This window comes from Halomonas sp. ABH4_019, assembly GCF_056159885.1.
Map to the genome: position 1 here is coordinate 116367 of NZ_JBSWWC010000002.1, position 11902 is coordinate 128268.

9 protein-coding genes and 5 tRNA genes are annotated in these 11902 nt (G+C 66.1%); 3 read left to right on the forward strand and 11 right to left on the reverse strand.

Annotated elements, in window-relative coordinates:
- Positions 1 to 4: 4 nt before the first annotated feature.
- Positions 5 to 280 (reverse strand): Lrp/AsnC family transcriptional regulator, encoded by a 276-nt coding sequence (locus ACXAFN_RS07700; protein ID WP_474987671.1) that lies wholly within the window; start codon positions 278 to 280, stop codon positions 5 to 7.
- 399 nt (positions 281 to 679) lie between these two features.
- Here ACXAFN_RS07700 and ACXAFN_RS07705 point away from each other — a divergent pair, with 399 nt between their 5' ends.
- The gene (locus ACXAFN_RS07705; RefSeq protein ID WP_474987672.1) at positions 680 to 994 is read left to right on the forward strand and encodes a high-potential iron-sulfur protein; all 315 of its coding nucleotides are present in this window, start codon (positions 680 to 682) and stop codon (positions 992 to 994) included.
- 63 nt (positions 995 to 1057) lie between these two features.
- Here ACXAFN_RS07705 and ACXAFN_RS07710 read toward each other — a convergent pair whose 3' ends face one another.
- The 10 genes from ACXAFN_RS07710 to ACXAFN_RS07755 form a co-directional block, all read right to left on the reverse strand.
- A complete protein-coding gene (locus ACXAFN_RS07710; protein ID WP_474987674.1) occupies positions 1058 to 2611 on the reverse strand; it encodes a SpoVR family protein in 1554 nt (517 codons plus the stop codon).
- 20 nt (positions 2612 to 2631) lie between these two features.
- Positions 2632 to 3915 carry a YeaH/YhbH family protein gene (locus tag ACXAFN_RS07715; protein ID WP_474987676.1) on the reverse strand — a complete coding sequence of 428 codons (1284 nt, stop codon included), beginning with the start codon at positions 3913 to 3915 and terminating at the stop codon, positions 2632 to 2634.
- 70 nt (positions 3916 to 3985) lie between these two features.
- Positions 3986 to 5908 carry a PrkA family serine protein kinase gene (locus ACXAFN_RS07720; RefSeq protein WP_474987677.1) on the reverse strand — a complete coding sequence of 641 codons (1923 nt, stop codon included), beginning with the start codon at positions 5906 to 5908 and terminating at the stop codon, positions 3986 to 3988.
- A 203-nt stretch (positions 5909 to 6111) separates the two neighbouring features.
- Positions 6112 to 8124 carry an FAD-dependent oxidoreductase gene (locus ACXAFN_RS07725; RefSeq protein WP_474987679.1) on the reverse strand — a complete coding sequence of 671 codons (2013 nt, stop codon included), beginning with the start codon at positions 8122 to 8124 and terminating at the stop codon, positions 6112 to 6114.
- 232 nt (positions 8125 to 8356) lie between these two features.
- A tRNA-Asp gene (locus ACXAFN_RS07730) sits at positions 8357 to 8433 on the reverse strand.
- 3 nt (positions 8434 to 8436) lie between these two features.
- Positions 8437 to 8513: transfer RNA gene (locus ACXAFN_RS07735), tRNA-Val, on the reverse strand.
- A 30-nt stretch (positions 8514 to 8543) separates the two neighbouring features.
- A tRNA-Asp gene (locus ACXAFN_RS07740) sits at positions 8544 to 8620 on the reverse strand.
- 28 nt (positions 8621 to 8648) lie between these two features.
- Positions 8649 to 8725: transfer RNA gene (locus tag ACXAFN_RS07745), tRNA-Asp, on the reverse strand.
- Positions 8726 to 8765: 40 nt separating this feature from the next.
- Positions 8766 to 8841, reverse strand: a tRNA-Val gene (locus ACXAFN_RS07750).
- 112 nt (positions 8842 to 8953) lie between these two features.
- Positions 8954 to 9619, reverse strand: a complete 666-nt coding sequence (locus ACXAFN_RS07755) for an alpha/beta family hydrolase (protein ID WP_474989086.1) — start codon at positions 9617 to 9619, stop codon at positions 8954 to 8956.
- 225 nt (positions 9620 to 9844) lie between these two features.
- Here ACXAFN_RS07755 and ccoN point away from each other — a divergent pair, with 225 nt between their 5' ends.
- Positions 9845 to 11275, forward strand: a complete 1431-nt coding sequence (ccoN, locus tag ACXAFN_RS07760) for a cytochrome-c oxidase, cbb3-type subunit I (protein WP_474987681.1) — start codon at positions 9845 to 9847, stop codon at positions 11273 to 11275.
- Positions 11276 to 11293: 18 nt separating this feature from the next.
- Positions 11294 to 11902: a cytochrome-c oxidase, cbb3-type subunit II gene (ccoO, locus tag ACXAFN_RS07765; RefSeq protein ID WP_474987683.1), complete on the forward strand. Its 609-nt coding sequence runs from the start codon at positions 11294 to 11296 to the stop codon at positions 11900 to 11902.

Here is an 11902-nt window from a genome sequence, read left to right on the forward strand (position 1 = left end):
GGCCTTACCAGCCCAGCGAGAACATGGTCTCGAGATCGTGGCGGGAATGAACCTGCATGGCGTTGAGGGTCTCGGTCTCGCGGATGCCCTCGACCTCGTTGAGCCGTCCGGTGACCAGCTCCGCCAGGCCCTCGAAGTCACGCGTCCGGGCGATGGCCACCAGATCGTAGCGTCCGCAGGTCGAGAACACCTCGCTGATGCCGTCCACCTCGGCCAGCCGTTGGGCCACGGCGTTGACCTGCCCCTTCTCGGTGTTGATCAGGATCACGGCATTCTGCATGGGGCTCTCTCCCTCTGGCATCGGGCACTCGGCGGGTCTCCGCCATCACTGCCGCGAGTATAACAGCGTCCTCGCCGAGGCAGCACCATCGGCACCCGACACGGTCGCGCACCACCACGCTCGCGCACCGCCGCATGGCGCCCGGAACAGAACCCGGCGGCGCGCTATCGGTCTGACAGGAGCGGCACGCCCAATCCCGCGCCGCAGGGTCGGGCGCCCACCGGCGGCAGCGCTCGGCAAAAAATGTATACACTTACACCTGGCAAAATGTATACACTTTGCCTAGGCTAACCAGAAGGAAGCCGGATCCCGGTGCGATATCGGTATCGACGCTGCACCTGCATGGACGCCATAACCACCGACCGTGACCAGAACCAAGCAAAAGAATGAGGAGTCGACATGGCCAATCACAGCCGTCGCGATTTCATCCGCCACAGCCTGCTGGGCCTCGCCGCCCTGCCGCTCGGCGCCGGGATCCTGTCCCGTACCGCCTTCGCCCAGGAGCTGCCACTGCTGGACCCCGAGAGCGATCAGGCCAAGGCACTGAACTATGTCGAGGTTGCCGGCGACGCCAGCGACAATCCGGCCTATGCCGAAGGCGAAACCTGCGACAACTGCATGTTCTATCAGGCCGAGACCAAGGGCTGCCAGCTGTTCCCCCAGAACAGCGTCAAGCCCAAGGGCTGGTGCCAATCCTGGACCGCCCAGGCCTGAGCCCCACCGCAACGCACACGGCCCGCGCCATCCGGCGCGGGCCGTGTGGTTTCCGGCCGCGACTCACTCCTCCTTCTGCTCATCCTCGGGCAACGGCCAGTGGTAATGACGCACCACCTCCTCGCCCTCCAGGGACTCGAGCTTCACCGGGAAGCCCCACAGCTGGTGGAGATGGCGCATCACCGGATAGACACTGCGCGCCAGCGGGCGGCGGCTGTCCTGGACATGCCGCAGGGTCAGCGAGCGGTCGCCGCGGATATCCGCCGACCAGATCTGGATGTTGGGCTCGCGAACCGACAGCGCATACTGGATGGCCAGCCCGTCGCGGATCCGCTGGTAGCCACGCTCGTCGTGGATGGCGGACACCTCGAGCATCTCGTCCTGGTCGTCGTCGAGCACCATGAACAGCTTGAGGTCCCGGATCACCTTCGGCGACAGGTACTGCTGAATGAAGGACTCGTCCTTGAAGTTGCGCATGGCGAAGTGCAGGGTCTCGAGCCAGTCGCTGCCGGCGGTATCCGGGAACCAGTGGCGGTCCTCCTCGGTAGGATGCTCGCAGATCCGCCGCAGGTCGGTGAACATGGCGAAGCCCAGGGCATAGGGGTTGAGGCCGCCGAAGTGAGGGTGGTCGAAGGGCGGCTGCTGGACCACCGAGGTATGGGACTGCAGGAACTCCAGGATCAGCCCCTCGTCCACCAGGCCGTCGTCGTAGAGGCGATTCATCAGGGTATAGTGCCAGAAGGTCGCCCAGCCCTCGTTCATCACCTGGGTCTGGCGCTGGGGATAGAAGTACTGGGCGAGCTTGCGCACGATGCGCACCACCTCGCGCTGCCAGGGCGCCAGCAGGGGCGCGTTCTTCTCGATGAAGTAGAGCAGGTTCTCCTGGGGCTCCGGCGGGTAGCGCCCGCCGGCGTGCAGGCCCAGTGGATCCTCTTCATCCGCGAAGCTCTCTCCGCCGTCTTCCCGGGGACGACCGGGAATGGTCCGCCACAGGGTGTTGACCTGGGCCTGAAGGTAGGCCTCGCGCTCCTTCTGCCGACGGGATTCCTCCTCGGCGGACACCGGCGAGGGGCGCTTGTAGCGATCGACGCCATAGTTCTGCAGGGCGTGGCAGGCGTCGAGCAGCTGCTCCACGGCGGTGACGCCGTGGCGCTCCTCGCATTCCGCGATGTAGCGCCGGGCGAACAGCAGGTAGTCGACGATGGAGCCGGCGTCGGTCCAGGTCCGGAACAGGTAGTTGCCCTTGAAGAAGGAGTTGTGGCCATAGCAGGCGTGGGCCATGACCAGCACCTGCATCATCAGGGTATTCTCCTCCATCAGGTAGGCGATGCAGGGATCGGAGTTGATGACCAGCTCGTAGGCCAACCCCATCTGGCCGCGACGGTAGGCCTGCTCCACGGCCAGGAACTGCTTGCCGAAGGACCAGTGGTGGTAACCCACCGGCATGCCCACGCTGGCGTAGGCATCCATCATCTGCTCGGTGGTGATGATCTCGATCTGGTTGGGGTAGGTATCCAGCCGATACTCGTCGGCCAGCCGCGCGATCTCGGTCTCGAAGGCCTCGAGGGTCTCGAAGTTCCAGTCGGAGCCGCTGGCGATGGGCTTGCGATCGGTCATGCTGCCTCCTTGGCCTCGCCTCATGGCTGCACGGTGCGGCGGCGGAACAGTTCGCGGAACACCGGGTAGATGTCGCCGGCCTCCACGATCTGGCGCATGGCGAAGCGATCCGGGTACTCAGCCTCCACCCGCTCGTACTCTTCCCACAGCGCCTGGTGCGCATGGGGGGTAATCTCCACGTACGTGAAGTACTGCAACCGGGGCATCAGGGCGTTGGCCAGCAGGTCGCGGCAGGTCAGGGAGTCGTCGTCCCAGTTGTCGCCGTCCGAGGCCTGGGCCACGTAGAGGTTCCACTGGGTCGGCGGATAGCGATCGCGGATGATCTCGTCGACCAGGGTCAGGGCACTGGAGACGATGGTGCCGCCGGTCTCGCGGGAATAGAAGAACTCTTCCTCGTCGACCTCCTTGGCGGCGGTGTGGTGGCGCACGAAGACCAGCTCGACCTTCTCGTAGTTGCGCTCCAGGAACAGGTAGAGCAGCAGGAAGAAACGCTTGGCGATGTCCTTGTGGGCCTGGGTCATGGACCCCGAGACGTCCATGACGCAGAACATCACCGCCTTGCTCGACGGCTGGGGCTGGTTGATCAGGTTGTTGTAGCGCAGGTCGTAGGTGTCGATGAAGGGCACCGCCTCGAGGCGCTTCTCGAGGCGCTCGATCTCGGCCCGAAGCTCGCCGATCCGCGCCGGATTGCGCAGCACCGGATCCTTGCGCTCCTCGGCCTCCAGCGCCTCCTGGGCCTCGCGCAGGGCTCGCCGGATGGGGCCGCGCATGGCGATGCGCCGCGCCTGGGCCTCGCGCATCGAGCGCACGATGTTGATCCGCGCCGGCACCCCGTCGCGGGTGAAACCGGCCCGTACCGGGCGCACCTCATCGAGGTCCACCAGGTTCTTGCGTTCAAGGTGCGGCAGCTCCAGGCCATCGAAGACGAAGTCCAGGAACTCCTCCCGGGACAGGGTGAAGGCGAACTCGTCCATGCCCTCGCCCTGATTGGACGCACCGCCCTCGCCGGCCCCGCCGCCGCCTCCGCCGCCGGGACGACGCAGGCGATCCCCCTCGACGAACTCCCGATTGCCCGGGGCGATGATCGAGCGCTTGCCCCCGGGACCGTGCTGAAAGACCGGCTCCGAGATGTCTCGCGCCGGGATCGAGACCTTCTCGCCGCGCTCCATGTCGGTGATGGAGCGACGGTTGACCGCCTCCTCGACGGAACGCTTGATATGGGTGCGATAGCGATCGAGGAAGCGCTGGCGATTGACCGCGCTCTTGTGCTTGGCATTGGCACGGCGGTCGATGAAGTAGGTCATGCGGACCTCCTAGGCTGCCACTCGCTTGTGCAGGGCGCCGCCCAGCGGCGCCCTGCTCGGCCCTCGTGGGCTACTGCGACTTGCGCACCCTCAGGTACCACTCGGAGAGCAGTCGCACCTGCTTCTCGGTATAGCCACGGTCGACCATCCGGGCCACGAAATCCTCGTGCTTCTTCTGGTCCGCCGTCGAGGCCTTGGCGTTGAAGGAGATCACCGGCAGCAGCTCCTCGGTGTTGGCGAACATCTTGTGCTCGATCACCCCGCGCAGCTTCTCGTAGGACTGCCAGCTCGGGTTCATGCCATTGTTCTGGGCCCTGGCCCGCAGCACGAAGTTGACCACCTCGTGACGGAAGTCCTTGGGGTTGGAGATGCCGGCCGGCTTCTCGATCTTCTCCAGCTCCTCGTTGAGCGACTGGCGATCGAACAGTTCGCCGGTCTCCGGATCCCGGTACTCCTGGTCCTGGATCCAGAAGTCGGCGTAGGTGACGTAGCGATCGAAGATGTTCTGGCCATACTCGGAGTAGGACTCGAGATAGGCGGTCTGGATCTCCTTGCCGATGAAGTCCACATAGCGCGGCGCCAGGAACTCCTTGATGAAGCGCAGGTAGCGCTCGAAGGTCTCCTTGGGCAGCTGCTCCTGTTCGAGGCGCTGCTCGAGCACGTAGAGCAGGTGCACCGGGTTGGCCGCCACCTCGACATTGTCGAAGTTGAACACCTTGGCCAGGATCTTGAAGGCGAAGCGGGTGGAGAGCCCATCCATGCCCTCGTCGACCCCGGCGGCGTCGCGATACTCCTGAATCGACTTGGCCTTGGGATCGGTGTCCTTGAGGTTCTCGCCGTCATAGACTCGCATCTTGGAATAGACGCTGGAATTCTCCGGCTCCTTGAGCCGCGAGAGCACCGAGAACTGCGCCAGCATGCGCAGGGTATCCGGCGCACAAGGCGCCTCGGCCAGGGTGGAATGCTCGAGCAGCTTCTTGTAGATGTTGATCTCTTCGGTCACCCGCAAACAGTAGGGCACCTTGACGATATACACCCGGTCGAGGAAGGCCTCGTTGTTGCGGTTGTTGCGGAAGGTCTGCCACTCGCTCTCGTTGGAGTGGGCCAGAATGATGCCGTCGAAGGGGATCGCCCCCATGCCTTCGGTGGGATTGTAGTTGCCCTCCTGGGTGGCGGTCAGCAGCGGATGCAGCACCTTGATCGGTGCCTTGAACATCTCGACGAACTCCATCAACCCCTGGTTGGCCCGGCACAGGCCACCGGAGAAGCTGTAGGCGTCCGGATCGTCCTGGGAGTAGAGCTCGAGCTGACGGATATCCACCTTGCCGACCAGCGAGGAGATGTCCTGGTTGTTCTCGTCGCCGGGCTCGGTCTTGGAGATCGCGATCTGGTTGAGTCGCGACGGATACAGGCGTACCACCCGGAACTGGCTGATGTCGCCCCCGGCCTCCTTGAGCCGCTTGGCCGCCCAGGGTGACATCACGCTCTTCAGGCAGCGCGACGGGATGCCGTACTCCTTCTCGAGCAATTCACCGTCGTGCTCCGGCGAGAACAGCCCCAGCGGCGACTCCTGCACCGGGGAGTCCTTGATGGCATAGAAGGGCACATGCTCCATCAGCAGCTTGAGCCGCTCGGCGAGCGACGACTTGCCGCCACCGACCGGGCCGAGCAGATAGAGGATCTGCTTTTTCTCCTCGAGGCCCTGGGCGGCGTGGCGGAAGTAGGCCACGATCTGCTCGATCGCCTCTTCCATGCCGTAGAACTCCGAAAAGGCCGGATAGCGACGAATGACCTTGTTGGAAAAGATCCGTGATAGACGGGGGTCCTTGGCCGTGTCGATCACCTCGGGCTCGCCAATGGCTTCCAGCATGCGCTCGGCCGCACTGGCATAGACCGAGGGGTCCTCACGGCAGAGTTCCAGATATTCCTGCAGGCTCATTTCTTCCTGCTGGGTGCGTTCGAAGCGGTTCTGCACATGATCGAAGATGCTCATCGATGCCTCCTTGAAGCCCGGGGCTCCGGCCGCATAACCCTCGCGCGACGGCCGGGTGGGTAGCTTCAGCGTAGACAGCTCAACCGGACGATGGCGCCCGCAGCCTTCAACGCACGACTACTATCCCTATGAGCCCTCGAACCCTCGGCGGTTCATCCCGAGACGGGCATATTTTCAACGAACGCCCCCATCCGCCCTGCTCCTCACAGCGTGGCGGCCAGGCGGACACCCTGGTCGATGGCGCGCTTGGCATCGAGCTCGGCGGGCTCCAGGGCGCCGCCGATGACATGCACCGAGACACCCGCCTCACGCAGCGGCTCGAGCCCGTCACGGACCGCCTCCTGGCCGGCACAGATCACCACCGAATCGACCTCGAGCAAGCGTGGCTCGCCGTCCACGCGGATGTGCAGGCCGGCATCGTCGATGCCCACGTACTCGCAGCCGGCCAGCATCTCGACGCCGCGATGACGCAGCGAGGCACGATGCACCCAGCCGGTGGTGGTACCGAGCCCGCGACCGGGCTTCGACGCCTTGCGCTGCAGCAAGGTGACCCGCCGGGACACCGGCGGGGGCTCGGGCGCCCGCAGCCCCCCGGGCGTCGACACCGACAGGTCCACGCCCCACTCGTCGCACCAGGCCGCGGCGTCCGGTGCGGCGGCGCCGACGTGGGTCAGCAGCTCCGCCACGTCGAAGCCGATGCCACCGGCCCCGATGATCGCTACCCGCGGCCCGACCCGCTCCGGGTGCTGGATGGCCAGCGGATAGGAGATCACCTTGGGATGGTCGATGCCGGGCAGCTCGAGGCGACGGGGCCGCACGCCGGTGGCCAGCACCACCTCGTCGAAACCGTGCAGCGCGTGCAGCTCGGGCTCCGCCCCGAGCCGCACGGTCACGCCATGCTTGTCGAGCATCACCCGGTAGTAGCGCAGGGTCTCGTCGAACTCCTCCTTGCCGGGAATCCGCCGGGCATGGTTGAACTGGCCACCGAGCGTCGACTGGCGCTCGAAGAGCGTCACCGCGTGCCCCCGCTCGGCGGCGGTCACCGCGGCGGCAAGCCCCGCCGGCCCCCCGCCCACCACGGCCACCCGCTTCGCCTCGGCGGCCGGCGCGACGACCAGCTCGGTCTCGTGACAGGCCCGCGGATTGACCAGGCAGGAGGTCAGCTTGCCCTGGAAGGTGTGATCCAGGCAGGCCTGGTTGCAGGCGATGCAGGTGTTGATCTCCTCGGCGTGCCCCGCCCGTGCCTTGGCCAGCCAGGCCGGATCGGCCAGGAAGGGCCGCGCCATGGAGACCATGTCCGCGCAGTCTTCGGCGAGCAGCCGCTCGGCCACCTCGGGCATGTTGATGCGGTTGGTGGTGATCAGCGGCACCGCGATCTCGGCCCGCATCCGCCGGGTGACCTCGGCGAAGACCGCCCGCGGCACGCTGGTGACGATGGTCGGCACCCGCGCCTCGTGCCAGCCGATGCCGGTGTTGAGCGCATCGGCGCCCGCGGCCGCCACCGCGCGCCCCAGGGCGACCACCTCCTCGTGGGTGCTGCCCTCCTCCACCAGATCGATCATCGATAGCCGGAAGATGATCAGGAAATCCGGCCCCAGCGCCTCGCGAATCCGTCGCACCGCCTCCACCGGGAAGCGAATGCGGTTCTCGAAGGATCCGCCCCAGGCGTCCTCGCGCCGGTTGGTGCGCCGGCACACGAACTGGTTGATCAGATAGCCCTCAGAGCCCATCACCTCGATGCCGTCATAACCGGCCTCCCGGGCCAGGCTCGCGCAGCGCACGTAGTCCTCGAGCGTCCGCTCGATGTCTTCCTCGCTCAAGGCGCGCGGCGCGCGGGGATTGATCGGCGCCTGGATCGCCGACGGCGCCACCGGCGCCTCGGTGTAGGCGTAGCGCCCGGCATGCAGGATCTGCAGGCAGATGTGGCCACCCTCTGCCTGCACCGCCGCGGTCACCCGCCGATGATCCGCCACCTGGTCGGAACGCTCGAGCGTCGCGGCACCGGCGAAGACGGCTCCCTCGGCATTGGGGGCGATGCCGCCGCCGACGATCAGCGATACCCCCGCCCGGGCCCGTTCGGCATAGAAGGCGGCCAGGCGGGCAAAGCCGTCGGGCGCCTCCTCCAGGTTGGTGTGCATCGAGCCCATCAATACCCGGTTGGGCAGGCTCAGCGGCCCCAGCTCGAGGGGACGGAACAGGTTCGGGAAGGCGGTCACGGTCGTGGCTCCTCGGGTCGGTCGACGGAAATTAAAACAACTGTATGATAGCCTCGTGCGAACCGCAAAGCCCCGGCAAGACATCGTGCGGGTTCCGTGCCACCGCCAGGGGAAGTCGCAGGCCACCCTCGCGACAGGATGCGGCCAAGTGAGAGGGCGACGGGGCGCTAGAAAGATAGACACGAAAAAGCCCCGTGGCGAGGACCACGGGGCTTTCGGAATTCGGAGCAGATGGCGGACCGGACGGGACTCGAACCCGCGACCTCCGGCGTGACAGGCCGGCATTCTAACCAACTGAACTACCGGTCCGCGTGGTGGGCGATACTGGACTCGAACCAGTGACCCCCAGCATGTGAGGCTGGTGCTCTAACCAACTGAGCTAATCGCCCACGCGTACTGCTTAGGTTGTGGCGTCATCGTGGCGGACCGGACGGGACTCGAACCCGCGACCTCCGGCGTGACAGGCCGGCATTCTAACCAACTGAACTACCGGTCCGCAACTGATGATGCGGTGCAGAAAACGCTGGCGGACCGGACGGGACTCGAACCCGCGACCTCCGGCGTGACAGGCCGGCATTCTAACCAACTGAACTACCGGTCCGCACTCGTTTCTGCGACATGATCGGGTCAGTGCAGGGCACTGGTGGGTGGTACAGGGTTCGAACCTGTGACCCCCAGCTTGTAAGGCTGGTGCTCTCCCAGCTGAGCTAACCACCCCCGGTCACGTGGCGCTGCATTCTACGGGAACTGCGTTCATTGTCAACGCGTTTTTTTCATTCCCTCCTCGATCGGCCAGCGGAGAACGGCAGAACATTCATCCACTTGGCCGCTACCCCCCGGCGGCGACGTGGCGTTCCATGGCCGCGGCGATGGCCGCCGCGCCCTCGTCGATCAGCGACGGCTGATCGCGACCCGAGACGCGCCGCGGCTTCCAGTCATGGTCGCCGTCTTCCAGCCAGTGCAGCTCTGCCACCGGCGGCAGCGCATAGCCGGCCACCTCGTCGCGGGTGCCGAAGGGATCCCGCGTGCCCTGAACCACCAGGGTCGGACAGGTCAGACGCGGCCAGTGATCGAGGCGCAGCGACGCCGGCTTGCGCGGTGGATGGAACGGATAGCCACAGAGCGCCAGCCCTGGCGCCCCCTCCCTGGCGGCCAGCAGGCTGGCCACCCGGCCGCCCATCGACTTGCCCCCCAGCCACAGCGGGCCGGGCTCGAGCCACGACACGCCCTCGCGCCAGCGGGCGAACTCGTCGACCAGGATCTCGACCCGCGGCGGCGGGCGTCGTCGCCGTTCCTCGCGCATGCGCTGCAGGTAGGCGAACTCGAAGGCCAGGGTCTGCACGCCCCGCTCGGCCAGCGCCTGGCGAAGCCGCTGCATGAACAACGAGTCCTGGCCCGCGCCGGCGCCATGCGCCAGCAGCAGGCGCCCCAGGCGGGGTTCGCCGACGCGCTCCAATGGCCCCAGGCCCTCGACGTCGAGGCGCTGGGCGTGCATCGCGGTCGAACCGGCGCCCAGATCCTCGGGCGCCGATGCTTTGTATTCAATCATTGTATACACTTAGTGGCGACAATTACTCTATACTGGCGCTACAAGAGACGACCGGCTGGCCGGTCCCGCCCCTCGGCCTGGACTTGATCGGCATCATCTTGCGGGTGAACGGCTCGGGTTAGACTGCCGCCCCAGCGCGTCTCCCTCCACCGCGTTCGATGGAAACCTGACATGAGCAGAGCACTGGAACATCCTACCTACAACTACAAGGTCGTGCGGCAGTTCGCGCTCATGACCGTCGTCTGGGGCATCGTGGGCATGCTCTTCGGCGTCACGCTCGCCGCGCAGCTGGTGTGGCCCGAGCTGAACCTGGGCCTGCCGTGGACCAGCTTCGGCCGCCTGCGTCCGCTGCACACCAACGTCGTGATCTTCGCCTTCGGCGGTTCGGCGCTGTTCGCCACCTCCTACTACGTGGTACAGCGAACCTGCCAGACGCGCCTGGTCTCCGACGGACTGGCCGCCTTCACCTTCTGGGGCTGGCAGGCGGTGATCCTGGCGGCGCTGGTGACCCTGCCGCTGGGCTACACCGAGGTCAAGGAATACGCCGAGCTGGAATGGCCGATCGACATCCTGCTCGCGGTGGTGTGGATCAGCTATGCCATCGTCTTCCTGGGCACCATCAAGCGGCGCCGGACCTCGCACATCTACGTGGCCAACTGGTTCTTCGCTGCCTTCATCCTCACCGTGGCGGTGTTGCACATCGTCAACAGCGCGGCGATTCCGGTCTCGGCCATGTATTCGATCTCGCTGTATTCCGGCGCCATCGATGCCATGACCCAGTGGTGGTACGGCCACAACGCGGTGGGCTTCTTCCTGACCGCCGGCTTCCTCGGCATGATGTACTACTTCGTGCCCAAGCAGGCGGAGCGCCCGGTCTATTCCTATCGCCTGTCGATCGTCCACTTCTGGGCGCTGATCATGGTCTACATGTGGGCCGGCCCGCACCACCTGCACTACACCGCCCTGCCCAACTGGGCCCAGTCGCTGGGCATGGTCATGTCGATCATCCTGCTGGCGCCCTCCTGGGGCGGCATGATCAACGGCATGATGACACTCTCTGGCGCCTGGCATAAGCTGCGCACCGACCCCACCCTGCGCTTTCTGGTGGTGGCGCTGTCGTTCTACGGCATGTCCACCTTCGAGGGCCCGATGATGGCGGTGAAGACCGTCAACGCCCTCTCCCACTACACCGACTGGACCATCGGCCACGTCCATGCCGGCGCCCTGGGCTGGGTGGCGATGATCACCATCGGCTCCATGTATCACCTGATCCCGCGTCTCTACGGCCGCACCGAGATGTACTCGGTGCCGCTGATCGCCGCGCACTTCTGGCTGGCCACCATCGGCACCGTGCTCTACATCGCCGCCATGTGGGTCAACGGCATCCTGCAGGGCCTGATGTGGCGTGCGGTCAATCCCGACGGGACCCTGATGTACTCCTTCATCGAATCCGTCGAGGCCAGCGGCCCGGGCTACATCGTGCGCATGATCGGCGGCCTGTGCTGGGTCGCCGGCATGCTGATCATGGCCTTGAACGTCTTCATGACCGTGCGCCGCCGGGAGAGCCTGCGCCGGCCGCTGCCCCAGAACGCCGCCGCCTAACAGGGAACGAGAACGCCAATGAGACACGAGATCGTCGAAAAGAACGTCGGCCTGCTCGCCGTGCTGGTGCTGGTGGTGATCAGCTTCGGCGGCCTGGCCGAGGTCGTGCCGCTGTTCTTCCAGAAGCAGACGACCGAGCCGGTGGAGGGCCTCGAGCCGCTCTCGGCCATGGAGCTCGCCGGGCGCGACATCTACCGCCGCGAGGGCTGCGTGGGCTGCCACTCCCAGATGATCCGCCCCTTCCGCGCCGAGACCGAGCGCTACGGCCACTACAGCGTGGCCGGCGAGTCGGTCTACGAACACAACTTCCTGTGGGGCTCCAAGCGCACCGGCCCCGACCTGGCCCGGGTCGGCGGCCGCTACAGCGACGACTGGCACCGCGCCCACATGTACAACCCCCGCGACGTGGTGCCGGAATCGGTGATGCCGGCCTATCCCTGGCTGTTCGAGAACACCCTCGACGGCGAGCACATCGCCGACAAGATGCGCGCCATGCGCGCGCTGGGGGTGCCCTACAGCGACGAGCAGATCGCCGGCGCCCGCGACGCGGTGCGCGGCGAACGCGAAATCACCGCCCTGGTGGCCTACCTGCAGCAACTCGGCACCGTGCTGAAGGACGCGCGCTGA

What these genes read in the sequence shown, in the direction of transcription:
- ACXAFN_RS07700 (WP_474987671.1), bottom strand. Translation starts at nt 280, where the DNA reads ATGCAGAATGCCGTGATCCTGATCAACACCGAGAAGGGGCAGGTCAAC.
- ACXAFN_RS07705 (WP_474987672.1), top strand. Translation starts at nt 680, where the DNA reads ATGGCCAATCACAGCCGTCGCGATTTCATCCGCCACAGCCTGCTGGGC.
- ACXAFN_RS07710 (WP_474987674.1), bottom strand. Translation starts at nt 2,611, where the DNA reads ATGACCGATCGCAAGCCCATCGCCAGCGGCTCCGACTGGAACTTCGAG.
- ACXAFN_RS07715 (WP_474987676.1), bottom strand. Translation starts at nt 3,915, where the DNA reads ATGACCTACTTCATCGACCGCCGTGCCAATGCCAAGCACAAGAGCGCG.
- ACXAFN_RS07720 (WP_474987677.1), bottom strand. Translation starts at nt 5,908, where the DNA reads ATGAGCATCTTCGATCATGTGCAGAACCGCTTCGAACGCACCCAGCAG.
- ACXAFN_RS07755 (WP_474989086.1), bottom strand. Translation starts at nt 9,619, where the DNA reads ATGCACGCCCAGCGCCTCGACGTCGAGGGCCTGGGGCCATTGGAGCGC.
- ccoN (WP_474987681.1), top strand. Translation starts at nt 9,845, where the DNA reads ATGAGCAGAGCACTGGAACATCCTACCTACAACTACAAGGTCGTGCGG.
- ccoO (WP_474987683.1), top strand. Translation starts at nt 11,294, where the DNA reads ATGAGACACGAGATCGTCGAAAAGAACGTCGGCCTGCTCGCCGTGCTG.